This window comes from Leifsonia sp. T36S-04 (assembly GCF_042465655.1).
Classification (GTDB): domain Bacteria; phylum Actinomycetota; class Actinomycetes; order Actinomycetales; family Microbacteriaceae; genus Leifsonia.
Window position 1 is genome coordinate 3,604,303 of record NZ_CP146286.1, and the last position, 25,464, is coordinate 3,629,766.

The window sequence follows — 25,464 nt, forward strand, 5'->3', positions numbered from 1 at the left end:
GCGCGCGTCCGCATTATGCGCACCAACTCGCCATAACGGTCTGTTGAATGCCTAGCCTATGGCAGCGAGACGTGTGTCACATCGATTCGTGCTCGCTCCCACGAGGCCAAGGACGACGGTGAGCGCAGCGAAAACTGGATTGAGCCGGCCTCAGAGCGTGCGCGTGACGCGGCGGGCGTGAACGAAGTCGCCCGGGACGACGTCGTTGAGGTATCCGGCCGCGACGCTCATGACCTGCAGCGGAAGAAGCTCTGCGATCGGACGCGCAGCTCCAGCAAGTACCGGAATGCGCCAATCGATGCCGGGCCCGCCCTCGGCACCGAGCCAGATGGTTTGACCGCCCCATTCGACGACATCTGCGGCGATCCGCCGGTTCAGCTCTGCCGTCCGTGGCGCCCCTTCCAGAACCACCGCCGTGAAGCGCGAATCCACGAGCTCGATTGGGCCATGGCGGAATTCTCCTGCCGACATGGCCTCGGCGTGTACCTTGCCGGCCTCCTTGATCAAGAGCGCGCCGGTCTTCGCTGCCGCGAGCGAGGCGCCGCGCGCAGCCACGATGAGCCGACGTCCGGCTAGTGGAAGCGCGAGGGCGATCTCACGCTGCGCGGCCCAGTCTGCGGTGTACCCCGCCACCGCGGCAGGGGCGTCGGCCAGCTCGCGCTCGGAGTCCTGCCCGAGGATGCGGTCGACGGCGCGCGCGTGCGACACGATCGTGTTGACGAAGGTGCCGGTGCCGGCGACCCCGTCGTCTGACGGCCCGGAGTGCAGCGGAAGCACTACGTCCGCCGCACGGGCCAGGGTGCTGGAGGTGTCGTTGACCGTTGCCAGGACGACGGGACGCTCGTGCGGGAGGTTCTCGAGCAGCGCGACGATCTCCGCCGACTCACCGGACTGCGACGTGATCCAGAGCAGGTTCCGTGAAGTGAGCAGTCCCATCCCGTAGTTGAGCAGCTCGGCTGCCTCCATCACCCACACGCGCACGCCGGCGTCGATCAACCGGAGATAGGCCGGGTAGGCCGCCCACGGCCCGGAGCCCATTCCGGTCATGACGATCCCGTCGAAGCGTGAGACGACTCCGGCGAGGAACGCGTCCGCATCGGCGGAGGGCGGCGCGTCGAGGATCGCCAGCAGGCCCGCTGCCTGATTCATGATGCCGTTTTCGTAGGCGGAGAGGGTCGATGCGCTCGTCATGCCAGAAACGTAACACACCCGTAACGCTCAAACAAACAAAAAAAGTGTGCAATTGTGGCCGTTGCGTGTTAGACATGACGCAAGCGGCCCGTCGGGCGCCCACGAAGGAGGAGCAGTGCAGCACCATTCCCCGCCTCTGCTGGAAGCGAGGCAGATCACGAAGACCTTCGGGCATGTCCACGCCCTCCGGGGCGCTGACTTCTCGGTGTACCCCGGGGAAGTCGTCGCGCTCATGGGTGATAACGGCGCGGGCAAGAGCACGCTGGTCAAGACTCTGTCCGGCGTCCACGAGCCCACCACAGGCGAGATACTCATCGATGGGGAACCCGTCCGCTTCGGCTCGCCCGAGGGCGCCCGGCGCTACGGCATCGAGACGGTCTACCAGGACCTGGCGCTCGCGGACACCCTGGACGCCGCCGCCAACCTCTTCCTCGGCCGCGAGGTCAAGCGCAAGGGCGTACTGGGAGCGATGGGATTCCTGGATTCCAAGGCGATGCGGTCCCAGGCGGTGGACGTATTCGACCGGCTGTCGGTCACCGTCGCGCCTTCAGGCAGGACGGTGGCGTCCATGTCCGGCGGACAGCGGCAAGGCGTGGCCGTCTGCCGTTCCGTGATGTGGGCGGATCGCCTCGTCTTCATGGACGAGCCGACCGCCGCTCTGGGCGTGGCCCAAACACGCAACGTCCTCGACCTGATCCGGCGCGTGCGCGATAGCGGAGTGGCGGTCGTCCTGATCAGTCACAACGTTCAGGATGTCCTCGCCGTCGCGGACCGCATAGAAGTGCTTCGTCTCGGCCGCCGAGGAGCGCAGATCGACATCGCCGACGCGACGACGGAGAACATCGTCGCGGCCATCACCGGAGCCAACCTGGAGCAACCCGAATGAGCGTGCACGAGACCACCCACCCGTCCACTCAGTACAGCGCCGACATCGACAACGATCCCGCCGACGCGCACGGGCCGGCCTGGCTGCGGCGCCTCCTGGGTCTCGCGCTCAAGCCGAGCGTGGCGATCTTCGTGATCCTCGCCGTCATCGTCGTGGTCTTCGGAATCATCGCTCCGACCACGTTCCCGACACTGTCCAACGCCCGGGCCATCGCCACGGACGCGTCCATCCTGCTCGTGCTCGCGGTGGGAGCCAACTTCCCGCTGATCACCGCAGGAATGGACCTCTCCACAGGCTCGGTGCTCGTCTTCGGCGGCGTCGCATCACTCCTGACGATGAAGGCCATCGGCGGCGACGGGCCGGGCGTCCTGCTCGCCGGACTCGTGGTCGGCATTCTGAGCGGCGCTGCGTGGGGAACCATCAACGGTGTGCTGATCGCCTACGCCAAGATCCCCGCCTTCGTGGTCACTCTCGGCACGCTCGGCGCAGCGCTCGGCCTCTCGTACGTCATCACCGGAGGATTCGACCTGAGCGGCATCCCCGCCTCCGTCGCCGAAATCGGCAACGGCACCTTCGCGGGCATCCCCTACCTGGTGATCATCGCGGCGCTGGTCGCCATCGTGTTCGGCATCCTGCTGCACCAGACGCGCTTCGGCCGCTACACCTACGCGATCGGCGCGAATGAAGAGGCCGCCCGCCGTGCGTCCATCCGGGTCAACGTGCACCTGGTCAAGGTCTACGTGCTCACCGGATCGCTCACCGGACTGGCTGGCTTCCTGGCCCTCGCACGATTCGGGACCACGACGCTGGCCGGACATGCCACGGACAACCTCCAGGCGGTGACCGCTGCCATCCTCGGCGGTACGAGCCTCTTCGGAGGTGCGGGCGCACTGATCGGAACCGTCGCCGGCGTCTTCATCCCCACCGTCCTGCAGAACGGCCTCGTGATCACCGGGGTCGCGCCGTACTGGCAGCAGGTCGCGATCGGCGTCGTGCTCATCGGCGCGGTGTACCTCGACAAGCTTCGTCGCGATCGCTCCCACTAGCCCCGAACACCCCCGAACACCTATCCGAACGGACAACACCATGAAACTCACCACCACCGCGGCGCTCTCGGTGCTCGCTATCGCCTCCGCTGTCGCCCTGGCCGGCTGCTCGCAGCCCGCTGCGTCGTCCCCGACCGGCAGCTCAGCGGCAGGCAAGAAGCTCGACGTGATCGTCGGCAACATGTCCGACGCCTACTACCGCTCGCTGCAATGCGGCGCGAAGGTCGCGGGCAAAGAACTCGGCGTCACGGTCGACTTGCAGGGGCCGAAGGCTTTCGACACGACACAGCAGGTGCCGATCGTCAACGCAGCCACGGCTCAGGACCCGAGCGGGATCATCATCGCCCCCACGGACGAGACAGCGCTGTTCCCACCGCTGAAGCAGGCGAAGGACAAAGGCATCGAGATTCTGACCGTCGACACCACGCTCAAGGACGACAGCATCCTCACCTCCAGCCTGTCTGCGGATTGGGGCCAGATGGGCACGCTCGCTGCGCAGCAGATCGTGAAGGCGGTTGGAGGCAAGGGCACCGTGCTCGCCATCTTCTCTCCTCCTGGCGTGACGACCAACGACCTGGGTCGGGCCGCATTCACCGCAGAGATGAAGAAGCACCCCGGCGTCACCGCTGACATCCAGTACTCGCAGGGCGAGGCCGGCAAGTCGGCCTCGATCACGGCGGCCGCCCTGGCGCGCTACCCGAGCCTGGCCGGAGTGCTGACCTTCAACGGCGGCGACGCCGAGGGAGCCGTGACCGCACTGACAGAGGCGGACAAGTCCGGGAAGGTGAAGTTCGTGACGGGAGGCGCGCGTGACTACCAGATCGACCTCCTCCGGAAGGGCACTGCGTCAGCTCTGCTGGTCCCCGCCCCGTACAAGATCGGCTACGAAGCGGTGAAGACCGCCGTATCGGCACTGGATGGCAAGAAGGTCGAAAAGGAGATCTCCACTCCGATCGTGGTGGCGACCAAGGCGAACATGGACGACCCGGCCATCTCGAGCTCGTTCTACAAGCCCTGCGACTGACGGGTGGACGGGCGCCAGGGCTCCATCGGAGTGCTGGCGCCCGCTGCGTCGATAGGTTGTACTTCGAAACGTAGGACCAGCGAAGGAGTTCGGTGAAAAAGGCCGACAGGAATCGACTCATCCTCGAGATGATCGAGTCGCGCGGTGAGCTGCACATCGCTGATATCGCGCACGCCGCCAACGTCAGCGAGATGACAGTGCGGCGCGACCTCGAGTCCTTGGAGGCGCTCGGCGCGCTGACGCGCGTCCACGGTGGCGCCGTCTCCACGGTGTCGCGCAGCAGGTCCCCGTTGTTCCACACCCGCAGTATGCGCAACCAGGAGCAGAAGGAGCGGATCGGCCAAGCCGCAGCGAGCCTCATCCGGGACGGCGAGACGGTCATCCTCGATGCGGGCTCGACGACGTTGCAGGTCGCGCGCGCGCTCTCGGGCCGCCGCAACCTGAGGGTGCTCGTCCTCGATCTGCGCGCCGCCGACTGCCTGGCCGATGAACAGGACATGACGGTCATGGTGATCGGTGGAACCATCCGGCCGATCGAGCGCTCTGTGTACGGCCCCGCCGCCGAGTCCGCCCTGGCCGGCCTGCACTTCGACACGTTCATCATGAGCGCGGGCGGAGTCGACGGCGCAGCAGGCTTCACCGAATACAACCCGGACGACGCGGCCGTCAAACGCGCAGCGCTCGCGAGCGCGCGCCGGACGATCGTCGTCGCCGACAGCAGCAAGCTGGGTGTGGTCACCTTCGCGACCGTCTGCAGCCTCAGCGACGTGGATGTGGTGGTGACGGACCCTGCAGGCGTCGGGTACGACGGATTCACCGAAGCGGAGCAAGGCGGCCTGCAGGTGGTCGGAGCCTGAGGATGAACCCGGATGGAGGCCAGATCGTCGCGCTCGGAGTCGACGTTGGTGGCACCAAGATCGCGGTGGGAGGCATCCGAGCCGATGGGAGCGACCTGCCTCTCGGGCAGGAACCAACCCTGCGCGGCGACGGACACGGCAACGCCGAGACGGTTCGAAAACTGTTGCGGTCCGCCCGAGAATCGGCAATGGTCCCGGTCGGGTTGTCCGTCACGACCACCGTCGACCACGAAGGACGACTGCGCGATGCGGCTGGCTGGCTGGGATGGTCGGGATGGACGGCCGCGGACATCGTGGGTACCGACTCGCCTGCCCTCGCCGCCAACGACGCCATGTGCGGCGCCGTCGCTGAGCAACGCGTGGGCGCGGGGCAGGGCGCAGCCTCGATGCTCTACGTGACGCTGGGTACCGGTCTTGCCCACGCCTTCGTGGTCGGAGGCTCCGTCTGGAGCGGTGCGCACAACGCGGCTCTGTTCAGCGGCTGGTCGCCCGCGGGCGCGGCGCCCGGCGCATCGACCTGGGAGGAGCTGTGCGCGGGGCCCGCTCTTGCTCGCCGGTTCGACGGCGGCGCCGATGCCCGACCGCTCGCTGCGGCAGTGCGCCGGGCCGATCCCTTCGCGTTGCGAGTGCTCGATGAGGGGGCCGACGCCCTCGCTGCCTACCTCGCGCTCCTCGTTCAGACCATGGATCCCGATGTGGTGGTCGTCGGGGGCGGACTGGCGAGCGGGTTTCCCGAGTACGTTCGCGGCGCCATCGAGCGCTGCCCGACGTTGTACCGCCAGCAGCTGTTCGCCGACACGCCGTTCACGACGGCGGCGCTCGGAAACGCGTCCTGCTGGATGGGTGCCGCACTGATCGCCCAGGACGACAGCCGTCTTCGCTGACGGCAGCGAGAGCACGCCCTCACCTGATCAGGTCGAGGAGCTCCTCCATCGCCGTGAACGTGGTCGCCCCCTCCGCGCGGAGTAGCTGGCGGGATGTCAGCCCGTCGACGTATCCAAACACCCGCATGCCCGCCGACCGTGCCGCTCGCGCGCCGGTGGGGGAGTCCTCGATCGCAACGCAGGCTTCCGGCGAGACCTGGAGCAGTGCAGCCGCCCAAAGGTAGACGTCCGGTGCAGGCTTGCCGCGCGGCACGTCCTGCGCGCTGACGATGCGTCCATCGAAATGGTGCAGCAGGCCGACACGACCCAGCGAGCGGCGGATGCGGGGATGCGAGCTGTTGGAAGCCACCGCAGTCGGGACGGTAAGGCTCTCGATCACGGCATCCACCCCCTCGATCGCCTGGAGTCCGTCGCCCAGCGCATGTTCGTAGAGAGGACGGTACGGCTCTCGCCAGCCGGGGGGCAACGGGCCGACCATTCGCTCGAGTTCTGCGATGTAGGCGGCCTCCGTCATCCCAACGAAGCGTGCATGGATCTCGTCAAGCGGCAGGTCGATGCCGAAGTCGCGGAGCATGATCTGGTCGATGGCGACAGCCGGCGCCTCGCTGTCCACAAGTACGCCGTCGCAGTCGAAGATCACGGCCTGCGGCGCGCCGTGCTCAGGCAACGACCGCTCCATCGTCTCCGGCAGTGGGGTTCTCGACCCACTCGCGATGCCGCCGGGTGATCGCGAACCCCAGGGTCGGGCCGACGAGTTCGTCCAGAGCCTTCTCCCTGGCCAGTGTCGCCGCGCCTGCAACGGTCGCCGAGTCGCGCAGGACACCGGGTTCGAGCTCTACCGCGAGCCCCATTCGCCGCACCCGGTCGGCCACCCGGTCTCCGATGGCCGGCGCCTGGCCGATGCCGCCACCGAGGATGACCTTCGCCGGGTTGCCCACGGCTACCAGGGCGGCGACGAGGAACGCGACACCGTCGGCCTGCCGGTCGAGTACCTGGGCAGCGCTGTGCGACCCCCGCGCGGCCCGCTCGATGATGTCCTCCACGGCCGCTGCAGGCGCTTCGTCGGCCCCCCGGACAGTGTCGAAGTGGTCGATCATGCCGGCGGCGTCGAGGGCGTCTTCGGCGGAGACGTACTCTTCGGGATGCAGGGGGGACGGCAGGTATCGCAACTCGCCCGCCTGCCCCTCAGCGCCCCTGACCAGCCGGGCTTCGGAGACGATGCCCGCGCCGATGCCGACGCCGACCTGGAGGTATGCGAAGTCGGACTCCTCCCGTCCCGCGCCGCGGCGCAGCTCCCCGAGGGCCGCGCAATTGACGTTGTTCTCGGCGTAGAACGCCGCGTCCTCTGGGATTCCCAGGCCGCCGAGGATGCGCTGCAGGTCGCCGGGGAGGGTCTCGTCGCCGGGTACCTGATTCCAGTCGCGCAGCGTCGGGACGGATCGGGAGAGGGCGACGCACGCGGCGAGCAGCCGGCGCCCATCCGCACTCACCCGCTCGATGAAGGCCACGATGGCGGCGTGCGCGTCCTCGGTGAAGTCCGCGTTGGCCGTGTTGACCGGAGCGCTGACGGCGACATCCTCTTCCTTGAGCACCTCGCCCGCCAGTGAGGTGGCGGCAAGCCTGATGTGGGTGGAGCCGAAGTCGACTCCCAGGAGCCAGCCCGAGCGGCTGCCGAGGTCGTACACCGACGCCGCCCGGCCGATCCGGCCCTGGTGAACGCTCGTCGGCTCGATCAGTTCCTCGGCCACAAGCTCTTCGACCGCGATGGAGATCGTCTGCTTGGAGAGATCGGTCCAGGCGCTCAGCTGCGGCCGGCTCGACGGCCCCAGCGTGAGGAGCGCGGCGAGCGTCTTGCGGGCGCTCTCACTCAATTCCGGCAGTGTCATCCGGCTTTCTCCATCCCGACGGCTTCCGCTCTTGCGGCGACTTCGTTCGTTCGGTTAGCATACTAGAACACTTAGTTCGGTCGGTTGACGAACTAATAGACGCGGACAGAAATGGAACCATGGACCTCGCTCAGCGCTTCTCCCACATCCCGTCCACACTCGACGAGATCGCGGCACGGCCGCTCTCACCTCAGGTCGCGGCTCTCGCGGAGGGCGTCTCACGGGTGCGCATCGCAGCGATGGGCGGCTCCTACAACGCCTCGTTGGCCGCGGTGGAACGCTTCCTGGAGCGAGGGATCGATGCCCGCGCGGAACTCGCCTCACACGTCGTCCACTCGAGCGCTGCGACCATCGCCGATGACGAGCTCGTCATCCTCATCTCGTACAGCGGAACGTCGGTCGAGACCATTCGCGCCGCTCAGGCGCTGAAGGATCGGGGCGTGCGCACACTGTGCATCACGAATGCGCCCGACAGCGAACTCGCAGGACTCTGTGATGCCACGGTCGACCAGGGCCTGACCGAGGTCACGCATACGCCGTTCGGACCGTGGACCGCGACCTACCTCACTCTGTTCCGGGTCGCCGCGGCCGCCGCCGGTGAAGACGGGCTCCCCTCCGCCGAGCTGGGCGCTGCGGCCGCCGCCGCCCTCGCCGCCGCGGACGGCATCCTCGCTCTGCAGCCCACTGCGCCCGCCTACGCCGAATTCTTCGGCCGGGGCGCCCTCGCGGCCACCGCCGTGCAGGCGACGCTCATCGTCCGCGAGATCGCCCGAGTGCCCGCTGCGGCGTGGGATTCGAGCACCTACCGGCATGGACCCATCGAGGGCATCAGCTCCGAGCAGCTCTCGCTGGTCTTCGCCGCCCGGGAAGGGCGCGCGGCGGAGCTGGACGCCTCCTTCGCCCGGGCGCTCCGGGACATCACCGGGCGGGTCGTCGTCGTGGGCCCGGACGACGCGAGCGTGGCGATCCCCGTGGCCGACGAGTACCTCCCGCTGGTCTCTCTCATCGTGCCGTCCGTACTGGCGTACGCATGGGGCGAGCAGGCGGGGATCCCGGCCGGCGAGTTCCGTTACACCTCGCACTCGATCACCGACGAGGCGGAATTGACCCGTGAGAACTGACGTCACCCCGGGAGCCGTCGGGGTCGACGTCGGCGGCACCAAGATCGCCGCCGGCTACATCGGCCCCGACGGTCGCCCCATCGAGGTCGGCGTGCTGCCGACGACTCCCGGCGACGGCGGTGCCAACCTCGCCGCAGTCTGGGCGCTCCTCAGGCAGCCCGAGCTCTCCCATGCGGCCGTGGTCGGCGTTTCGATGGCGACCACCATCGACGAGGAGGGCCGCCTGCGCGACCCGCACGGCTGGTTCGGCTGGCGGGGGCGCGACCTCGCCCAGGCGCTGTCCGCGGATGGACGCACGCACGTGGTGATCGCGGACGCCGAGGCCGGCGCGGTCGGCGAACACCGGTTCGGCGCCGCCCGTGGGACCACGCGCCCGCTGTACGTGACCGCGGGCACGGGGTTGGCGCACGCGTACCTCGAGGAGGGCCGGCCCTTGGAGGGCGCTCACCGATCCGCCTACTTCAGCGGATACACCACCCCGGCGCGGTGTGCGTGGGAGCGCTGTGACGCTGCGAACGTCGAACGGATCTCTTCCGGCACCGCGATCGCGGAGGCGTACTTCGGGGATGCGCGATCCGATGCGCGGCAGGTGTTCGCCGCGGCAGCGGCGGGGGACGGGCGTGCCGCCGATGTGATCGAGCACGCCGCCTGGCATCTGGGTGTGCTCATCGCGGACCTCATGCTCATCTACGACCCCGAGGCCGTCGTCCTCGGCGGCGGGCTGGGCAGCGGTGGGCCCGGTTACCTCGAGCGTGCGGACGCGGTCGCCCGGGAGCACATCTCGGTCGAGCACACGCGCCGCATTCCTCTCCTGCGTGCGCAGCTGGGGCCGGCGTCGTGCTGGGCCGGCGCCGCTGCGATCGCACGCGTCGGCGGCGTCGAGCGCGCAGGTGTGGCCGGCGATACAGAAGGAGTGGTCCTGACATGACCGTGAACCGCACCGCTCCCGTGGCGGTCCGCCGGGGAACGACGGTAGAGGTCGTTCCCCTGAAGCACTGGGGACGGCTCATCGGCGCCGCGATCGCCGTCGCGGCGGTCGTCGCCATCCTGTGGGTGTTCGCCACCAGCCGCAATGTGGACTGGGGGGCGGTCTTCGCCTACCTGCCCAACGCCGACATCCTGTCCGGGCTGCTCGTCACGCTCGAACTGACCGTCCTCGCGATGGTGCTCGGCGCGGTGCTCGGGACGGTGCTGGCCGTCATGCGCCTGTCCAGCAACCCGGTTCTCCGCTCGGTTTCGACGACCTACGTGTGGTTCGTCCGGAGCGTCCCGCAGCTGGTGCAGATCCTGTTCTGGTTCAACATCGCCCTGTTCATCCCGACGCTGTCAATCGGCGGGTGGTCGGTCTCCACCAACGTGGTCGTCACGCCGATGGTCGCGGCGACGCTCGGGCTGGGGCTCAACGAGGCGGCGTACATGTCCGAGATCGTGCGCGCCGGCATCCTGTCGATCGATCCGGGCCAGCGGGAAGCCGCGTCGGCGCTCGGCTACCGGCCGGGGCAGATCATGGCGAAGATCGTGCTTCCGCAGGCGATGCGGGTCATCATCCCGCCCTCCAGCAACGAGGTCATCGGGATGCTCAAGGCGACGTCGCTCGTCTCCGTGATCGGTGCGGCCGACTTGCTCACCCGCGCCCAGTCGATCTCCTCGTCGAACTTCAAGGTGATCGAGCTGCTCTTCGTAGCGAGCTTCTGGTACATCGTCGCGACCACCCTGGCGAGCATCGGCCAGTACTACCTCGAGAAGCGATTCGCCGTCGGCTCGCGTGCCGGCCGACGCCCCACCAAGCTGCGGACGGAGACGGAACAGTGAGCATTCCCGTGCAGGACATCGTCGTTCAGGCGATCGGCGTCGAGAAGCGTTACGGCGACCACCAGGTGCTGAAGGGCATCGATTTCATCGCACGCCGCGGGGAGGTCACCTGCATCCTGGGCGCATCCGGGGGAGGGAAGTCCACCTTCCTGCGCTGCATCAATCACCTGGAGAGCATCGACGGCGGCGAACTGCTCGTCGACGGCGAGCTGGTCGGCTACCGGGAGTCGAACGGCAGGCTCTACGAGATGCGCGAGCGCGAGACCGCCGAGCGGCGCGCGCGCATCGGCATGGTCTTCCAGCAGTTCAACCTCTTTGGCCATCTGACGATTCTGGAGAACGTCGTCCAGCCGCAGCTGGTCGTGAAGAAGCGCTCGCGCAGCGAAGCCCGCGCTACCGCGGTGGAGCTGCTGGAGCGCGTCGGGCTCGGCGAGAAGCTCAGCGCTTACCCCCGGGAGCTCTCCGGCGGCCAGCAGCAGCGCACGGCCATCGCGCGCACGCTGGCGACGAAGCCCGAGCTCATCCTCTTCGACGAGCCCACGTCCGCCTTGGACCCGGAGCTCGTCGGCGAGGTCCTCGATGTCATGAGGGACCTCGCCGCCTCGGGCATGACGATGATCGTCGTCACCCACGAGATCGGTTTCGCCCGCGAGGTCGCCGATCAGATCGCATTCTTCGACGACGGACGGCTCGTCGAGACCGCACCACCGCAAGAGTTCCTCACCTCGCCGTCGACTGAGAGAGCCCGCAATTTCCTGAGAAAGGTCCTGTCGTGACTTCACCAACATTCCGACCGCTCGCCATCGCGGCGAGCGCAACCATCGCCCTGCTGGCCCTGGCGGGCTGCAGCGCCCCGAGTGCCGGGGGCTCGACCGCCTCCGGCACTACCGGCGCCTCCTCCTCTGACTGCACCGTCGAAGGCAAGAAGGTGGACCAGGTGGCATCCCTGCGCTCCCAGGTGCCCGACTCCATCCTGTCCACGGGACACTTGAAGATCGCCACCGCGGGCGACGGCCCGCCCTACACCTACAAGGACGGTGGAAGGCTCACCGGCCTGGAGGTCGACCTCGGTCGCGCCATCGGCTGCACGCTGGGCCTCCCCGCGGACTTCAAGACCGTCGCCTTCGCGGGCATCCTCACCGGCATCCAGGGCGGCCGCTACGACCTCGGCATGTCGACCATCAGCGACACCTCCGAGCGCGAGAAGGTGATGAACTTCGTCAGCTACCAGACTGAGGGCACCGCGCTCGTCGTCGCCAAGGGCAACCCGCACAACGTGAAGGCGATCGCGGACGCCTGTGGCCTGCGGGTCGCCGTCACCCAGGGCGGTATCACGCAGCAGCTCGTCGACAAGCAGAACGCGCAGTGCTCCGCGAAGATGACGATCACCCCACTCCCCGCTGCCGCAGACGGCTACCTGGCCATCCGCAGCGGTCGCGCCGATGTCTTCCTCGACACGTTCGGCACCGCGATGTTCACCAGCGAGAACGGCAACGGCACGGGCGACCAGCTCGAGGTTGTCAAGGGCAAGCGCTACGGCGTCGGCTACCAGGCGATCGCGCTGCCGAAGAACGCCGACGGGACAAAGCTGACCAAGGCGATCGCGGCCACCGTCGACCACCTCATCGACACCGGCGTGTACGGCTCGCTCTACAAGGCCCGCGGTCTGGAACAGAACGAGATGAAGAAGGTCGCCATCAACGACGCGGCGCAGTACGAGAGCAGCTTCCTCGACCTCGGCTGAGCTCGATTCCAATAGAGGCCCGGGCGGATCCAATGATCCGTCCGGGTCTGGGTCCGGGTCCGGGTCCGGGTGATTAACGTTGAATACAAAAGCTTTACAGCCGATCTCGCGGCAAATAGGCGGATCTGGGGCGTCGGAGATCAGCTGCAAGCGCAGATGGCGTCCGCTGGGTTGAACCACTGTGGAGCCGCCTGTGGCGGCGCTGCCTTCATGGGTTTGTGTGTCTTTTCGCAGGGCGATCCTACCTCGTTCCCGCGGCTTACCGTGCCGGGCTTTCGCGGCTTATCCTCCCTCCGCTTCGCTCCAGTCCGGTATTCCACGGTCCCGGCACTTACGCCGCTCCCACTCGCTCTCGATCTCTCCGCCGGAAAGCAAACAAAACGATCGACCACGGGAGCGAACGATCATGCGGGTATTCATCATCGACACCACACACATGGGCCCAGAACTGCAACGCGGACTGATCGGCGTGGTCGGCTCCACCAGCCCGACACCGGAAGAGAAGAAGGAATGCGTCGACACGATGTCCCGGTATGCGGTGGACGGGTGGGCGATCGCCGCCGACCCGCACACCCTCATCGGGCACCTCGCGGCGCTGGCCGCCGAGACGGCGTGTGCCCCATTCCTGGCACTGGATCGGGTTCGACGGGCCGGCGGTGCGGTGATCGCAGCGCCGGCAGCGGGCGCGCACCTGGCAGGCCTCGACTGACCTGGGCGTCCAGACACCGTTGTGGGTCCCGTCTTCCGTGCGGAACTCACAACCCGCCTCGATGACGCTACCGGCCGTGTCGATATCGACCTTTCAGCCGCGATCTAACCGGCCTTGATGGCGATCACCCGGCTCGCGTCCCGCTTGTCGGAGGCGACTCGGGAGAGCCCCGTGGAAATCTGGACCCAGCTGCGGGAACACATCGACGAGTCGTGGGGTCGCCCTTCGGAAGGTGGCAACTCCGCGAGCAACCGGTTCTAGGTGCGGTTGTCTGGGCGCACGTTCCCGCCGGAGCGCAGCGCCTGGCGATGCGACGATCTCGGGTGAGACCGGGTAAGTCGACGTGGAGGCGTATTCAGGCTGCCCGGTTCCGGGGCCTTGTCGCTAAGCCGGACCCGCACCCACAGCGCGCTCGCTCACCCGCCGATCACCTCGAGCAGGTGCGCCGCGTCCGCCTCCACGGCCTCCCTCGCCGGCCGGAGGTAGCGGCGCGGGTCGACGGCCGCGGGATCCGCCGCGAGGGCTCGACGCAGTGCGTGGCTGAACACGGAATTGAAGCGGGTTCCGACGTTGACCTTCCGAATGCCGGCCTGGCACGCCTGCCGAACGAGTGCATCCGGGACGCCCGACGAACCGTGGAGCACCAGCGGCACCGGGACGGCGTTGCGGAGAGCGGTCACCAGCGCGAGGTCGATCACGGCCGACTGCTCGGTCATCGCGTGCGAGCTGCCGACCGCGACCGCGAGCCCATCCACTCCGGTCAGCGTGACGAATCGGGCTGCGTCCCCTGGGCTCGTGCGTGCGGTGGCCGAGTGCACACCGTCCTTGCCCCCGATCTCGCCGAGCTCCGCCTCCACCCAGACGCCCGTGTCTTCGAGTTCGCGGGCGAGGACAGCTGTCCGTTCGACGTTGGTGGCATCGTCGAGGCGGGAGCCGTCGAACATTATCGAGGTGAAGCCGAGCGCGACGGCTTCGCGGATCAGGTCCAGATCGTCGGCGTGGTCGAGTTGCACCGCGATGGGGACGGTCGATGCGCGGGCGGCGGCCAGGAGGGCGCTGCCCATCGGAGCGAGCGACCCGTGGTAGCGCACGGCGTTCTGCGACAGCTGCAGGATGAGCCCCGACCGCCGCCGCTCGGCGGCCGCGATGAACGCTTCGAGGTGCTCCGGCAGGATGACGTTGAAGGCCCCGGCCGCCCCGCCGCCTGCCAGAAGGTCAGCCGGTGAGACGAGGCTCACGCGCCCGCCTCCGTGCGGACTGGTCCCCGTCCGGCGCCTGACTCCTCGACGGCCTGCGCGATGCGATCCAGCTCCTCGCAGGTCAGGTCGAGAGAGGCTGCGGCGATCCAGTCGTCGATCTGCCCGGGAACGCGGGCGCCGACGATCGCGCCGGTCACGCCGTCGAAGGCAAGGGTCCAGGCCACGGCGATCGCGCTGGTGGTGACACCGCGTCCGCGGCCGACGGCACTGAGCTCGTCGATGACTCGCAGATTGCGTCGCAGGCCCTCGCCGGTGTGGTCGGGACTGTCCCGGCGCCAATCGGTCTTCGACAGCGACGCTGCGCGCTCCGGTGTGAACGAACCGGTGAGCAGGCCGGACTCCATCGGCGCGTAGGCGAGAACGCCGGTGCCGTTCGCCGCTGATGCCGGGATGACATCGGCGGCCGCTTCACGACTGAGCACCGAGAACGGCGGCTGCATGGAATCGACGTGCGCGATGCGCTCAGCCGCTGTCAGTTCGGCGACGGTGTGATTCGACAGCCCGATAGCACGCACCTTGCCGGAGTCGCGGAGCTCTGCGAAGACGGGCCAGTAATCCTCGATACGGTACTGGTCGAGCGGCGGCCAGTGCATCTGGAACAGGTCGATACGCTCCACGCCCAAACGCCTCAACGAGTCATCGACCTCCGTCCGGATGCGCGCGGGGTCGCCCGTGCGCGTCGGCTCGCCGCGGGGATCGTCGTCGTCCCAGCCGAGACCGGCCTTGGTGAAGACGAGGGGCCGATCCGCCTCGGCGAAATCGCGGAGCACGGAACCGACCAGCTCCTCGGCGAGCCCTCGGCCGTAGACGGGGGCGGTATCGATCCAGTTGATTCCTGCTTCAACGGCCGCGCGAGCGCTGGCGACCGAGTCCGCATCGCTCTGCTCGCCGCGACCAGAGACCCAGTGCGCGCCCCCCATTGCGAGGGAGCCGAAGCCGATGCGGGTGAGCTGCAGCTCGGTGTCGCCGAGACGGCGGGTGGGTAGTGAAGTGGGCATGACGGTTCCCTTCGGGATGGTGTGCGGAGTGGAGAGGGCGAGTCCGGTCAGCGGACGACGAAGGCCGAGGCCTGCTCGAAACGGTCACGCACAGCGCGGTAGGCAGTACGGAGGTCGTCACTGGTGCCGATGGCGACGGAGGACTGGACAGCGGCTGGAGCGCCGGTCACCGAGCGCTGCGCCAGGAGTGCGGCCCCGAGGGCGGGTGCCTCGGTCTCGGTGCTCACGGAGAGAGGTGCCGGGGACAGGTGCGCCCGGATCTCCTGCCACACGGGCGAGCCGCAGGGAACGCCGGCGGCGATCACCGAGGTGATGCTGCGGCCCGAGACCGCGACGAGGCCGTCGTCGATGTCGAGGGCAGCGCATGCCAACCCTTCGAAGAGCGCGCGGAGCACAGACGGCGAGTTCGCGTCGGTCCGGAGCCCCAGCAGCCAGCTGCGGGTGTCCGTGTCGATTCCGGGAACGAGCACGGCCCCGCCGGAACCGACCGGCTCCGCGGCGAGGGCGGAGCTCTCCTCCTCCTGCGTCTGCTCCGCGGTGCCGAGCAGCGTTTGCCAGTGCCGGTACAAATGGCCCGAGGGCAGCTGTCGGTGCAGATAGAAGCGTTCGCCGTCGACGTACCGGCCCGCTCCGACGTGTGCCGGGATCGGCCCCTCCGGGAGGGCGTCCACGATCAGGCAATGGGCCTCCGAGGTGCCCGCAGACACGTAGAGCTCGCCATCGCCGCGCACGCCCAACCCGAACGCGCCGCAGAAGTGGTCGTGCCCGGCGAGGACGACGGAGATGGACGACGGGATGCCCCAGAGTTCGGCCAGCGCACTATCGAGCATTCCGGCGGACGTGCCGGTCGGCACAAGCGGCGGCAGCAGGGCAGCCGGCCACCCCGTCTTCTCGAAGAGCTCCGGGAGCCAGCGGCCGTCGCGGAGGTCGAAGAAACCGGTCCGCGATGCGTGCGAGTGGTCGACGGCGAATCGCCCAGCGTATGCCAGCCGGTCGCCGATGTACGCGCTCAGCGTCGTCACCGCAATGACGTCCTCCCTCGCGACCGCACTGAACGGCTCGGCCGAACGCGCGATGCGATCGTGAGCCCAGCGGAGCTTCGCCCACGAGAAGGACGGGTCGAGTCCTGCCTCGATGGCGTCCTCTCGGCCGGCGTGCTGGTTGTACCAGGTGGGCATCGGGCCCAGCGGCGCGGAGTCGGGGCCGAGCAGGACCATCTCCTCGCTGAGGGAGGTGATCCCGATCCCCGCGATCCGTGCCCGCTGCTCCGCGGTCAGCGCGGCGATCGCCTCACCGACCGCTCCCATCACCGTCTGCAGTACAGCGTCGGCGTCGCGCAGATCACCCGACGATGACTCCACGACAGGAGTCGGCCGCGCGACGACGAAGCGCTTCTGGGTCTCGGCGTCGTACGCGAGTGCTTTCGTACGAGTGGTGCCGACATCCACACCGAGGAAGATCATGAATGCGCACCCAGCCGCTCGCCGCGCGCGGCGGCCGGCTGGACGACGGCGCGGGTGCGGGCGAGCAGGGTGTCGAGCTGCGGGTCCGGGCCGATGTCGGGGATGAGGACGGCGGCGTTCGCGCTCGCCGCAGCAGCACCGACGCGAAGGGCGGTGGCGACGTCGGCACCGTCGGCGAGCGCCGACGCGAAACCGGCGAGGAAGGTGTCTCCTGACCCGGTGGCGTTCTTCGTGTCCACGGGCGGAGCATCCACGTCGAACACGTGAGTGGGCGTCACCGCGATGAGGCCCGCGGCACCGAGCGTGACGATGACGAGGGAGATACCGGTGTCGACCAGAGCGTGCATCGCCGCCACCAGTCGCGTGCGGTCGCCGTCGCCCGCCAGGGTCTGGGGTGCGCCCGGTGCGATCGCACGGAATTCGTCGAGGTTGCACTTGACTGCCCACGGCCCGGCTCCGGCGGCGCTCGCCAGAACGGATCCCTCGGCGTCGACGATGGAACGTGCGCCGCGGGCGCGCCCGAGGGCGATCAGCGACGCGTAGAAGTCGTCCGTCGTTCCGCGCGGCAGGCTGCCGGTGAGGATGAGGAAGTCCCCCTCGCGCAGATCATCCGAGACCGTCGAGGTCAGGGCGGCGATCTCGGCGGGGGAGACGATCGGGCCCGGCTCGTTGATCACCGTGGACAGCCGGGTGCGGTCGTCGACCAGGATCGTGTTGATGCGCGTCTCGTCCGTGATCTCGGTGTGACGGTCGCGAATCCCGAGCGCTTCGCACTCCGCGCGCAGGTAGTGGCCGGTCGCGCCACCGAGGAAACCGTATGCGCTCACGTGGTGGCCGAGCCGACGCACGGCGCGCGCCACGATGATGCTCTTGCCGCCGGCGCGGGGACTGCTGACGAGGGCACGATTCACCTTGTGCGGTCGGAAGTCGGCGATCTCTTCTGTGCGGTCCATCGCCGGGTTGGGACCCACGATCAGGATGGCCGGCGCTCCCGCACGGGGACTGGCAGCATCCGCCCGTAAACGATCGGATGACGTCATCATCGGCCCCTTTCCATCCTTCAATCCAAAACCAAAGCAAACAAAGCAAAGCACAGAAAGAAGTGGACCGTCAAGACCGAACCAAAACCGTAGGATATGAGGCGCGCGGTCCATTGCGGCGCGAACCAGGGGAGAGACATGGCGGCGATCGACGACGAGGAGCGGCTGTCGGGACCGGAGCGGCAGCGGCTGCTCCTGGAGACAGCGCGGCAGCAGGGCCGGGTGCGCGTCAACGCAGCGGCCAAGTCGCTCGCTGTGACGCCGGAGACCGTGCGCAAAGACCTTGCGGCGCTGCAGGCGGACGGGCTCATCGTGCGAGTGCACGGCGGCGGCATCCCCGTCGAGACGCCGGCGTTCGAACCGGGGATCACAGCGCGCACGGAATGGACGGCCGAGAAGGAGCGCATCGCCCGCGCGGCACTCGACGAGCTGCCGGCCGGTGGGGTCGTGTTCATCGAAGCGGGCACCACGACGGCGCACCTAGCCGACCTCATCCCCGCCGATTTCCCGGTGACCGTTGTCACCAACTCACTGCCGATTGCACAGTCGCTGGCGACCCGGTCCGCGGCTGCGACCGTCGTGATAATCGGCGGGCGTGTCCGTGCGCTGACCCTTGGCAGCGTGGATTCCCTCGCCATCCGGAACCTGGAGGACCTCTTCGTCGACGTCGCCTTCCTCGGCACCAACGGCCTCAGCCTCGAGCGCGGATTGACCACGCCCGACATCGCGGAGGCGGAGACCAAGCGCGCCGCCCTGCGGTGCTCCAATCGTCGCGTGCTGCTCGCCGACCACAGCAAGGTGGGTCGGGTTTCGTTCTGCCGCTACGGCGAGCCCTCGGACATCAACCTCCTCATCACCGACACAGGACTCTCGATGCAGCAGGCGACCGAGCTCGAGTCCGCCATCGGGCGCGTCGTCCGCGTCTGAAGCGGTCCGCTTCGCACCCTGCCATCGCAGGGTGTTCTGTTACGTTCTGATTACCCGCCTGTTTCCGCTTGACTAGTTCCGGTTTCCTGTGTTTGACTTCCGTTAATTCGCCGCAAGCGCCTCCCAAACGGGGCGTTCACGGGGATGGACAAGGTCGTTTTCAGTGAGGAGCGAAGTGGACGCGCAAGTTGGCGTAATCGGATTGGGCGCCGCAGGAAGTGCGGCCCTCTGGCGGTCGGCGGCACGCGGCGCCGATGTCATCGGCTTCGAGCAGTTCGGATCGGGCCACGACCGCGGTTCTTCGCATGGCTACTCGCGCGTGTTCAAGTCCGTCACACCGCAGGGGCCGCAGGAGTCGGCCCTCGCCCAGCGAGCCGTCGGCCTGTGGCGCGAACTCGAAGCCGAGAGCGGCGAGTCCGTCCTCCACATGACGGGCGGACTGTCCATCGGCCGTCCGGACGGCCCCCTGATCGGCGGCCTTGAGAAGGTCGCCGCCGAAACCGGCCTCCCGCTCGAGTATCTCGACGAAGCAGAGCTGCGCCGGCGCTTCCCTCAGCATGTGGTCAGCGCCGGCGACATCGGCGTGATCGACCCGGCCAGCGGCTACCTCCAGCCGGAACTCGCCATCCGCACTGAGTGGGCGCTCGCGCAGAAGCACGGTGCCCGAGTGGTGGATGCGGCCGTTCTCGAGGTGATCCCGCAGGACGAGTCGGTCCTCATCGTCACGGCCGCCCGCACCTGGGAGGTCGGCACCGTGATCGTCGCCGCCGGAGCCTGGCAGCGCACCCTCCTGCCGTTCCTGCCGCTCCAGCTCACCCCCCGTCGCGCCACCCTGTCCTGGTTCACGCCGAAGGCCGGCCGGGAGTCGCGCTTCACCGCCGATGCCTTTCCCGCCTTCACGCACGAAGCGCTCGGCGAGACCGGATGGGGCCTCCCGGAGTTCGACGAATACGGCGTCAAGATCGGCCTGGACTTCACCGAGGGATACGAGATCCACGATCCGTCCGCGAACAAGAAAGAGGTCGAGGACTGGGAGCTCGCCCGGGTCCGTACCTTCGTCGCCGAGACGCTTCCCGATCTGGAGCCCGTCCCCGCGTTTTCGGGTGGCTGCATGATCACCATGACCCCGGACGAGGAGTTCACCATCGGCATTCCTGCCGCGCACCCTCGGCTCGTCGTGCTCTCCGCCTGCTCTGGCCGGGGCTTCAAGATGTCCGCAGCCAACGGCGATGTCGCCGCTCAGCTCGCCCTCACCGGCGAGAGCGACCTCGACGTGAGCCTCTTCTCTCCCGACCGCTTCGCAGCGGCGGCAACCCCTAGCACCATCCCCACCACCACCATTGGAGCAACGAAATGAAGCGACTCATCACGGCGTCCCTCGCTGCCACAGTCCTGACGGCCGCGCTCGTCGCGACCACCGCGTGCTCGAGCGGATCCAACGCCGAATCCGCCTCGACCACGGGCAGCGCCACGTCGAAGTACGAGACCATCAAGCCAGGCGTCATCACGATCGTCACCAGCAGCGACCTGACCCCGTTCGCCTACATCAAGGACAAGAAATGGGTCGGCGTTGACATCGCACTGGTGGAGCAGGCGGCGAAGAATCTGGGCCTGAAGGTCGATGTCACCGGCCGTGACTTCGACACCCTCATCCCGCTGGTCGCCGGCGGGCAGGCGGACATGACCATGGGCTCGATCGCCGACACCGACGTCCGGCGCAAGACCGTCGACTTCACGCTCCCCGACATCATCGGGAACAACGCGCTCGTGGTGCCGAAGGACTCCTCCATCAAGAAGGAGTCCGACGTCGACGGCAAGAAGATCGGCATCCTGCAGTCCAGCCAGGCACTCCAGTACGCGCAGAAGTACTGGACCAAGGCGAACATCGTTACCTTCCCTTCCAACAACGCCGCGAGGCTCGCGCTCTCCGGAGGCAGTCTTGACGGCATCCTGGTCGATCCGCAGAACGCCAAGGCGTACACCAGCCAGTTCGGTTTCAAGGTCGCCCTCTCGGCGGTGAACCCCGAGGACCGTGGAGGCGCATGGATCCTCAACAAGAAGGCCACGAACCTCCGTGTCGCCCTCAACGAGCAGCTGCGGACGTTCCTCGCCGACGGGACCACCCAGAAGATGCTCGAGAAGTGGAACCCGGCCGACGACGCGAAGCCGGTGATCGAGTGGCTGAAGAAGTACTACGCGGCCCACCCGTCGAACAAGTACTCGGTCGAGTAGCGGACACGCACCCGGGCCGGCCGAAGGGACAGCACATGGACATCATCAACGGCTTCTTCAACTGGGATCAGATCGCCGCGATCCTCCCCGACCTCGTCGTCATCGGACTCCCGAACACGCTGATCCTCGCCATCGGGGCGATGGTCCTGGGAACGATCGTCGGAATCCTGGTCGCGCTGGCGAGCATGTCCAAGCGCCTCTGGCTGCGGGTGCCGGCCCGGGTGTACGTCGACCTCATGCGAGGATTGCCCGTCATCCTCACGATCTTCTTGCTGGGGCAAGGGCTCCCGCTCATGGGCGTCCGGATCTTCGGCGACAACTCGTACCCGTACGGCATCCTCACGCTCGGGCTCATCGCGGGAGCGTACATCGCCGAGATCTTCCGTTCCGGCATCCAATCGCTCCCGCCTGGCCAGCTGGAAGCGGCCAGGGCGCTGGGGATGCCGCACGGGATGGCGATGCGCCTGATCGTGATCCCGCAGGGCATACGCAACGTTCTGCCCGCCCTGACGAATCAGTTCATCGCGACCATCAAGGACTCCAGCCTCGTGTACCTGCTGGGCTTCACGGTGTCGCAGCGCGAGCTCTACCGCATCGGCCAGGACGCCGCGCAGCAGACCGGCAACCTGTCACCGCTGGTTGCCGCCGGTGTCATGTACCTGATCATCACCATCCCGCTGACCTACGTCGTCAACTGGATGGACAAGCGGTTCAAGACCGGCCGGAAGCCTGAGAACGCCATGACCGGCGAGGCGGACGCGGCCAATCTGACGCCGACCGCTCCCGTGTCGGCGCAGCAGTTGGAGGGGGCGGAGAAGTGACGCAGATTGACAGCCGACCTGAGCAGAAGGACGTGCAGCACGCTATGGGAGCAGACACGACGACGACTGCGCCGGTGAAGGCCGGTCGGGTTGCACTAGAGGGCATCCACAAGAACTTCGGCCCGGTCGAGGTGCTCAAGGGCATCGACCTGACCATCGAACCCGGTGAAGTGGTCTGCATCATCGGGCCGTCCGGATCGGGCAAGTCGACCCTCCTGCGCCTGCTGAATCGTCTGGAGGAGCCGAGCTCTGGCCGCGTCGTGCTGGACGGCCAGGACATCACCGCGCCGAAAACGAACATCGATGCGGTGCGCAGCCGGATGGGCATGGTCTTCCAGAACTTCAACCTCTTCCCGCACATGACCGTGCTGGAGAACGTGTCGATCTCGCTGCGCAAAGTCAAGCGCATCGGCAGGGCCGAAGCGGACCGGATCGCGCGCGAGAGGCTGACCGAAGTCGGCCTCGTCCACAAGGCGTCCTCGCGCCCGTCGCAGCTTTCCGGCGGTCAGCAGCAGCGCGTGGCGATCGCGCGCGCGCTCGCCATGGACCCGGAGCTCATGCTGTTCGACGAGGTGACATCCGCACTCGACCCTGAGCTGGTCAAGGGCGTCCTCGACGTCATGACCGGCCTGGCGAGGGCCGGGATGACGATGGTCGTCGTCACCCATGAGATGGGCTTCGCCCGGCGGGTCGCCGACCGTGTCGTCTTCATGGATGGTGGCGTCGTGGTGGAACAGGGTGCCCCCGCGGATGTGTTCGACCGTCCGCGCTCGGAGCGGTTGAAGCGCTTCCTCTCGCAGGTGCTGTAGGGCGGCCGCCGCGCTGAATTCCGCGGGTTTCGGCGCATCGCCAAGCGGCTTAAGGAGCACCATCAGGGTTCAAATCCCTCCGTCTCCGCCATTCGAAACCCCCGGAATCCCAGCGATTTCGGGGGTTTTTCAGTCGGCGGATGATGGACTCGCCCACATATTGCCCACACTTGCCGCGGAGACGGCGGCTTGGAGGCGCATGGCGACGTCGTCGAGGTCGTCGTCGAAGAGGTCTGCGTACAGATCGAGGGTCATTGCAGCGGACGCGTGCCCGAGCATCCGCTGGACTGCTTTGACGTTGGCGCCCGAGCTAATGGCCAATGAGCGGCCGTGTGTCTGAGGTCGTGGAGGGTTATCGGCTCAAGCTCGGCCTCTCGGAGCGCAGTCTTGAACTTGAACCAGCAGCGTGAGCCCGCGCTGACTCGCGTCCGTCTAAGGTGTTGCCCGTCGGTGTCGCGCCCCTATCGCGCGGGACTCTGTGCAAGCGCGGCTGCCAAAGCGCACCGACCAAGGGTGATGCTCTCGTTCAGGTGCTGGTCGTTGGGAAACGTCCGCCGGCATCGCAAAAAGTAAGATGCGCCAGCGTTGCTGGGGCATCTTACTGTGAGCACTAACCGCGGGTCGCGGGGCTAGTTGGTTCGTTCGCGAGCGGTCGGAGCAACTAGCGCTCATCCGGTCCCCGGCAGAGAAGTACCGGGACCTCGAACGCCGAGCTCCGGAGAAGACGTCTACGACGGCGCCGTCGAAGCGTGAGCGAGCAGATGCGGCCCGCAATGAGCTCGAAGGTATGCATCCAAATGCGTTCGAATTGGGTTGTCCTTTGCGATACGCATGCAGATCAGCGGTCTTGCTGATCCGGCTACCATCCGGGCCGATGAAAACAAGGTCGTTGGAGATCAAGAGATCCAACGCCGAAACGTCGCCGACGAGCATCGCCGATGAATCGCGGTCTCTGCATGATCAAGCGAGCGACCAGACGCATCACGAGAAATCACTTTCCCAAAGTTACAAGATCGAGAGTGAGACTCGAGGTGCGCCTGTCGGGCGATGTTCCCCAATACCTGCGCTCCAGACGCCTCGTGTGTGTATCAGTCGAGATGGATTCGACGGCCCACACCCTAGACAGTCACTCGCGGGGTGGGTCAGGCGGGTTTGCAGCTCATGGGACGAAGGCCGCTCCTTACGGGTCTGCTTAGGCGGCGTTCTCTTGCTACGCGTTCGAGCAACCACTGCATATATATACCCCTAGGGGGTATAGGGTGATACCCCTACCCGGTATTCACCGTCAGACCAAAGGAACTCGAATGTCTATCTCGTCCGTGGCCTCCCCGCGAAAGCGGTGGCTTGGCCTTGCGCTCATCGCCGCCGCCCAATTCATCGTCATTATGGACACCTCGATCATTGGCGTCGCCCTTCCCGACCTGCAGCGGGAGCTCGGCTTTTCGCCGGAATCGCTGTCCTGGGTGTTCAACGCTTACGTGGTCGCTTTCGGAGGGCTTCTGCTGCTCGGTGGCCGCCTGGCTGACCTGTTCGGCGCACGCAAGATCTTCGTTCTCGGCTGGTTGGTGCTGATTGTCGGGTCGATCATGGCCGGTGCCGCGGGGAACGCAGGTGTTGAGATCGCTGGTCGTGCCGTCCAGGGGGCCGGAGCTGCGTTGATCGCACCTGCTGCGTTGAGCCTTTTGATGCTGCTCTTCGGCGGGACTCCGCAGCTACCCAAGGCATTCGCCGTTTACGGTGCTGCCGCGCCCATCGGCGGGACTGTCGGTGTCTTCCTCGGCGGCGTCCTCACCGAGTACGCGAGCTGGCCGTGGGTCTTCTACATCACTGTGCCGATCGCAGCGGTCGTCATTGCGCTGACCGGTGCGTCACTTCCTCGCACGCTCCGACGCCCAGCCGGGTCGATCGACATCGCGGGAGCGATCACAGTCACCGCAGGGCTGGCCGCGCTGGTCTTCGGCGTTGTTCGCGCACCGGAGGCCGGATGGTTCTCGGCCACCACCCTGTTGCTGCTCGGAGCAGGCGTGCTGCTGCTCGTCGTGTTCTTCGTGATCCAGCGCCGCTCCCGTAACCCGCTGTTGAACCTGGGGCTTCTGCGCGCCCCGCAGCTCGGCGCTGCGAACCTCGCACAGTTGCTCCTCGGTGCCGCGTGGGTGTCGATGTGGTTCTTCCTGAACCTGTACCTTCAGCAGGTGATGGGCGCGGGAGCGTTCGCAGCCGGGGCTGCTCTTCTCCCGATGACGGGCCTCATCGTGATCGTCATGGTCGCGCTCGCGCCTCGCCTCCAGGCTCGCTTCGGCGCGAAGACGCTCATTGCCACCGGGCTGTTTCTGCTGGCGGCGGGGCTGGGTTGGCTCGCGCTTGCACGTCCCGATGGCGTGTACCCGGTGGATGTCCTGCCCGCTTCGCTTATCGCCGCCTTCGGAATGGCTCTCGCCTTCGTGCCCTCGCTGGGGACGGCTATCGGCGCCGCCCCTCCCGCGGATATGGGAGTCGCTTCCGGCCTGGTGAGCACGAGCTACCAGATCGGGTCCGCGATGGGTCTGGCCGTCCTTACCGCCGTCGCGGCCGGCGTCACCCGCGGGGGATCCACTACTACCGCGTTGACGAGCGGGTACTCCGCCGCCTTTGCCGGTGCCGCTATCACGGCCGTCATCGGCGCCGTGGTCGTGCTTGCGGCGATGCCGGGCGCGTCGCGGTCCGCTGAGCTGGCGGAGAGCGAGCCCGCAGTCTGACGACAGGAGGGGCGCTCGCG

Annotated in this window: 26 protein-coding genes; 17 read left to right on the top strand and 9 right to left on the bottom strand. The window is 67.6% G+C overall.

Annotated elements, in window-relative coordinates; translation table 11 throughout:
* Window positions 1-150 precede the first annotated feature (150 nt).
* A complete protein-coding gene (locus tag P3F85_RS17625) occupies window positions 151-1,191 on the bottom strand; it encodes an SIS domain-containing protein (RefSeq protein WP_374009142.1) in 1,041 nt (346 codons plus the stop codon).
* Window positions 1,192-1,306: 115 nt separating this feature from the next.
* Here P3F85_RS17625 and P3F85_RS17630 point away from each other — a divergent pair, with 115 nt between their 5' ends.
* The 5 genes from P3F85_RS17630 to P3F85_RS17650 all read left to right on the top strand — a co-directional run bounded on the left by P3F85_RS17630 (window position 1,307) and on the right by P3F85_RS17650 (window position 5,888).
* Entirely contained in the window at window positions 1,307-2,077 is a 771-nt protein-coding gene (locus P3F85_RS17630) for an ATP-binding cassette domain-containing protein (protein ID WP_374009143.1), read from the top strand.
* The gene (locus P3F85_RS17635) at window positions 2,074-3,123 is read left to right on the top strand and encodes an ABC transporter permease (RefSeq protein WP_374009144.1); all 1,050 of its coding nucleotides are present in this window, start codon (window positions 2,074-2,076) and stop codon (window positions 3,121-3,123) included. Before P3F85_RS17630 ends, P3F85_RS17635 begins: the two co-directional genes overlap by 4 nt.
* A gap of 40 nt (window positions 3,124-3,163) precedes the next feature.
* Window positions 3,164-4,147 carry an ABC transporter substrate-binding protein gene (locus P3F85_RS17640; protein WP_374009145.1) on the top strand — a complete coding sequence of 328 codons (984 nt, stop codon included), beginning with the start codon at window positions 3,164-3,166 and terminating at the stop codon, window positions 4,145-4,147.
* A 92-nt stretch (window positions 4,148-4,239) separates the two neighbouring features.
* Entirely contained in the window at window positions 4,240-5,004 is a 765-nt protein-coding gene (locus tag P3F85_RS17645; protein ID WP_374009146.1) for a DeoR/GlpR family DNA-binding transcription regulator, read from the top strand.
* A 2-nt stretch (window positions 5,005-5,006) separates the two neighbouring features.
* Complete coding sequence (locus P3F85_RS17650; RefSeq protein ID WP_374009147.1) at window positions 5,007-5,888, top strand: ROK family protein; 882 nt, start codon at window positions 5,007-5,009, stop codon at window positions 5,886-5,888.
* A gap of 19 nt (window positions 5,889-5,907) precedes the next feature.
* On the opposite strand, the gene P3F85_RS17655 is transcribed toward P3F85_RS17650, so the two are convergent.
* Window positions 5,908-6,567 (bottom strand): HAD family hydrolase, encoded by a 660-nt coding sequence (locus P3F85_RS17655; RefSeq protein WP_374009148.1) that lies wholly within the window; start codon window positions 6,565-6,567, stop codon window positions 5,908-5,910.
* Entirely contained in the window at window positions 6,548-7,774 is a 1,227-nt protein-coding gene (locus P3F85_RS17660; RefSeq protein WP_374009149.1) for an ROK family protein, read from the bottom strand. Before P3F85_RS17660 ends, P3F85_RS17655 begins: the two co-directional genes overlap by 20 nt.
* Window positions 7,775-7,893: 119 nt before the next feature.
* Here P3F85_RS17660 and P3F85_RS17665 point away from each other — a divergent pair, with 119 nt between their 5' ends.
* The 6 genes from P3F85_RS17665 to P3F85_RS17690 all read left to right on the top strand — a co-directional run bounded on the left by P3F85_RS17665 (window position 7,894) and on the right by P3F85_RS17690 (window position 13,160).
* On the top strand, window positions 7,894-8,895 hold the full coding sequence (locus P3F85_RS17665) for an SIS domain-containing protein (protein WP_374009150.1): 1,002 nt from the start codon (window positions 7,894-7,896) through the stop codon (window positions 8,893-8,895).
* The gene (locus P3F85_RS17670) at window positions 8,885-9,823 is read left to right on the top strand and encodes an ROK family protein (RefSeq protein ID WP_374009151.1); all 939 of its coding nucleotides are present in this window, start codon (window positions 8,885-8,887) and stop codon (window positions 9,821-9,823) included. Before P3F85_RS17665 ends, P3F85_RS17670 begins: the two co-directional genes overlap by 11 nt.
* Window positions 9,820-10,707, top strand: a complete 888-nt coding sequence (locus P3F85_RS17675) for an amino acid ABC transporter permease (RefSeq protein WP_374009152.1) — start codon at window positions 9,820-9,822, stop codon at window positions 10,705-10,707. The genes P3F85_RS17670 and P3F85_RS17675 overlap by 4 nt, the downstream gene beginning before the upstream one ends.
* Window positions 10,704-11,483, top strand: a complete 780-nt coding sequence (locus P3F85_RS17680) for an amino acid ABC transporter ATP-binding protein (protein ID WP_374009153.1) — start codon at window positions 10,704-10,706, stop codon at window positions 11,481-11,483. The genes P3F85_RS17675 and P3F85_RS17680 overlap by 4 nt, the downstream gene beginning before the upstream one ends.
* Entirely contained in the window at window positions 11,480-12,451 is a 972-nt protein-coding gene (locus P3F85_RS17685; RefSeq protein WP_374009154.1) for an ABC transporter substrate-binding protein, read from the top strand. Before P3F85_RS17680 ends, P3F85_RS17685 begins: the two co-directional genes overlap by 4 nt.
* A 406-nt stretch (window positions 12,452-12,857) precedes the next feature.
* On the top strand, window positions 12,858-13,160 hold the full coding sequence (locus P3F85_RS17690) for a hypothetical protein (RefSeq protein WP_374009155.1): 303 nt from the start codon (window positions 12,858-12,860) through the stop codon (window positions 13,158-13,160).
* A 416-nt stretch (window positions 13,161-13,576) separates the two neighbouring features.
* On the opposite strand, the gene P3F85_RS17695 is transcribed toward P3F85_RS17690, so the two are convergent.
* From P3F85_RS17695 to P3F85_RS17710, 4 genes are read right to left on the bottom strand one after another with little or no spacing between them, the layout of a single operon-like run.
* Complete coding sequence (locus P3F85_RS17695; protein ID WP_374009156.1) at window positions 13,577-14,398, bottom strand: class II fructose-bisphosphate aldolase; 822 nt, start codon at window positions 14,396-14,398, stop codon at window positions 13,577-13,579.
* Entirely contained in the window at window positions 14,395-15,417 is a 1,023-nt protein-coding gene (locus P3F85_RS17700; RefSeq protein ID WP_374009157.1) for an aldo/keto reductase, read from the bottom strand. The genes P3F85_RS17695 and P3F85_RS17700 overlap by 4 nt, the downstream gene beginning before the upstream one ends.
* Window positions 15,418-15,464: 47 nt before the next feature.
* Window positions 15,465-16,880 carry an L-fuculokinase gene (locus tag P3F85_RS17705; protein WP_374009158.1) on the bottom strand — a complete coding sequence of 472 codons (1,416 nt, stop codon included), beginning with the start codon at window positions 16,878-16,880 and terminating at the stop codon, window positions 15,465-15,467.
* The gene (locus P3F85_RS17710; RefSeq protein WP_374009159.1) at window positions 16,877-17,920 is read right to left on the bottom strand and encodes a 1-phosphofructokinase family hexose kinase; all 1,044 of its coding nucleotides are present in this window, start codon (window positions 17,918-17,920) and stop codon (window positions 16,877-16,879) included. Before P3F85_RS17710 ends, P3F85_RS17705 begins: the two co-directional genes overlap by 4 nt.
* Window positions 17,921-18,058: 138 nt before the next feature.
* On the opposite strand from P3F85_RS17710, the gene P3F85_RS17715 reads away from it, so the two are divergent.
* The 5 genes from P3F85_RS17715 (at window position 18,059) to P3F85_RS17735 (ending at window position 22,709) form a co-directional block, all read left to right on the top strand.
* The gene (locus P3F85_RS17715; RefSeq protein WP_374009160.1) at window positions 18,059-18,847 is read left to right on the top strand and encodes a DeoR/GlpR family DNA-binding transcription regulator; all 789 of its coding nucleotides are present in this window, start codon (window positions 18,059-18,061) and stop codon (window positions 18,845-18,847) included.
* A gap of 175 nt (window positions 18,848-19,022) precedes the next feature.
* Window positions 19,023-20,204 carry an N-methyl-L-tryptophan oxidase gene (solA, locus tag P3F85_RS17720; protein WP_374009161.1) on the top strand — a complete coding sequence of 394 codons (1,182 nt, stop codon included), beginning with the start codon at window positions 19,023-19,025 and terminating at the stop codon, window positions 20,202-20,204.
* On the top strand, window positions 20,201-21,079 hold the full coding sequence (locus tag P3F85_RS17725) for an ABC transporter substrate-binding protein (RefSeq protein WP_374009162.1): 879 nt from the start codon (window positions 20,201-20,203) through the stop codon (window positions 21,077-21,079). The genes solA and P3F85_RS17725 overlap by 4 nt, the downstream gene beginning before the upstream one ends.
* A gap of 35 nt (window positions 21,080-21,114) precedes the next feature.
* Complete coding sequence (locus P3F85_RS17730) at window positions 21,115-21,900, top strand: amino acid ABC transporter permease (RefSeq protein ID WP_374009163.1); 786 nt, start codon at window positions 21,115-21,117, stop codon at window positions 21,898-21,900.
* 44 nt (window positions 21,901-21,944) lie between these two features.
* Window positions 21,945-22,709, top strand: coding sequence for an amino acid ABC transporter ATP-binding protein (locus P3F85_RS17735; protein ID WP_374009164.1), 765 nt, complete (start codon window positions 21,945-21,947; stop codon window positions 22,707-22,709).
* A 129-nt stretch (window positions 22,710-22,838) separates the two neighbouring features.
* Here the strand turns inward: P3F85_RS17735 and P3F85_RS17740 are convergent, their stop codons facing one another.
* Window positions 22,839-22,964 carry a hypothetical protein gene (locus P3F85_RS17740; RefSeq protein ID WP_374009165.1) on the bottom strand — a complete coding sequence of 42 codons (126 nt, stop codon included), beginning with the start codon at window positions 22,962-22,964 and terminating at the stop codon, window positions 22,839-22,841.
* A 177-nt stretch (window positions 22,965-23,141) separates the two neighbouring features.
* Window positions 23,142-23,642: a nuclear transport factor 2 family protein gene (locus P3F85_RS17745; RefSeq protein ID WP_374009166.1), complete on the bottom strand. Its 501-nt coding sequence runs from the start codon at window positions 23,640-23,642 to the stop codon at window positions 23,142-23,144.
* Between the two features lie 371 nt (window positions 23,643-24,013).
* Here P3F85_RS17745 and P3F85_RS17750 point away from each other — a divergent pair, with 371 nt between their 5' ends.
* On the top strand, window positions 24,014-25,444 hold the full coding sequence (locus P3F85_RS17750; RefSeq protein ID WP_374009167.1) for an MFS transporter: 1,431 nt from the start codon (window positions 24,014-24,016) through the stop codon (window positions 25,442-25,444).
* The last annotated feature ends 20 nt before the right edge of the window (window positions 25,445-25,464 follow it).

What these genes read in the sequence shown, in the direction of transcription:
- P3F85_RS17625 (WP_374009142.1), bottom strand. Translation starts at nt 1,191, where the DNA reads ATGACGAGCGCATCGACCCTCTCCGCCTACGAAAACGGCATCATGAAT.
- P3F85_RS17635 (WP_374009144.1), top strand. Translation starts at nt 2,074, where the DNA reads ATGAGCGTGCACGAGACCACCCACCCGTCCACTCAGTACAGCGCCGAC.
- P3F85_RS17640 (WP_374009145.1), top strand. Translation starts at nt 3,164, where the DNA reads ATGAAACTCACCACCACCGCGGCGCTCTCGGTGCTCGCTATCGCCTCC.
- P3F85_RS17650 (WP_374009147.1), top strand. Translation starts at nt 5,007, where the DNA reads ATGAACCCGGATGGAGGCCAGATCGTCGCGCTCGGAGTCGACGTTGGT.
- P3F85_RS17655 (WP_374009148.1), bottom strand. Translation starts at nt 6,567, where the DNA reads ATGGAGCGGTCGTTGCCTGAGCACGGCGCGCCGCAGGCCGTGATCTTC.
- P3F85_RS17660 (WP_374009149.1), bottom strand. Translation starts at nt 7,774, where the DNA reads ATGACACTGCCGGAATTGAGTGAGAGCGCCCGCAAGACGCTCGCCGCG.
- P3F85_RS17665 (WP_374009150.1), top strand. Translation starts at nt 7,894, where the DNA reads ATGGACCTCGCTCAGCGCTTCTCCCACATCCCGTCCACACTCGACGAG.
- P3F85_RS17675 (WP_374009152.1), top strand. Translation starts at nt 9,820, where the DNA reads ATGACCGTGAACCGCACCGCTCCCGTGGCGGTCCGCCGGGGAACGACG.
- P3F85_RS17690 (WP_374009155.1), top strand. Translation starts at nt 12,858, where the DNA reads ATGCGGGTATTCATCATCGACACCACACACATGGGCCCAGAACTGCAA.
- P3F85_RS17700 (WP_374009157.1), bottom strand. Translation starts at nt 15,417, where the DNA reads ATGCCCACTTCACTACCCACCCGCCGTCTCGGCGACACCGAGCTGCAG.
- P3F85_RS17705 (WP_374009158.1), bottom strand. Translation starts at nt 16,880, where the DNA reads ATGATCTTCCTCGGTGTGGATGTCGGCACCACTCGTACGAAAGCACTC.
- P3F85_RS17710 (WP_374009159.1), bottom strand. Translation starts at nt 17,920, where the DNA reads ATGACGTCATCCGATCGTTTACGGGCGGATGCTGCCAGTCCCCGTGCG.
- P3F85_RS17715 (WP_374009160.1), top strand. Translation starts at nt 18,059, where the DNA reads ATGGCGGCGATCGACGACGAGGAGCGGCTGTCGGGACCGGAGCGGCAG.
- P3F85_RS17725 (WP_374009162.1), top strand. Translation starts at nt 20,201, where the DNA reads ATGAAGCGACTCATCACGGCGTCCCTCGCTGCCACAGTCCTGACGGCC.
- P3F85_RS17730 (WP_374009163.1), top strand. Translation starts at nt 21,115, where the DNA reads ATGGACATCATCAACGGCTTCTTCAACTGGGATCAGATCGCCGCGATC.
- P3F85_RS17735 (WP_374009164.1), top strand. Translation starts at nt 21,945, where the DNA reads ATGGGAGCAGACACGACGACGACTGCGCCGGTGAAGGCCGGTCGGGTT.
- P3F85_RS17740 (WP_374009165.1), bottom strand. Translation starts at nt 22,964, where the DNA reads ATGACCCTCGATCTGTACGCAGACCTCTTCGACGACGACCTCGACGAC.
- P3F85_RS17745 (WP_374009166.1), bottom strand. Translation starts at nt 23,642, where the DNA reads ATGCTCGTCGGCGACGTTTCGGCGTTGGATCTCTTGATCTCCAACGAC.
- P3F85_RS17750 (WP_374009167.1), top strand. Translation starts at nt 24,014, where the DNA reads ATGTCTATCTCGTCCGTGGCCTCCCCGCGAAAGCGGTGGCTTGGCCTT.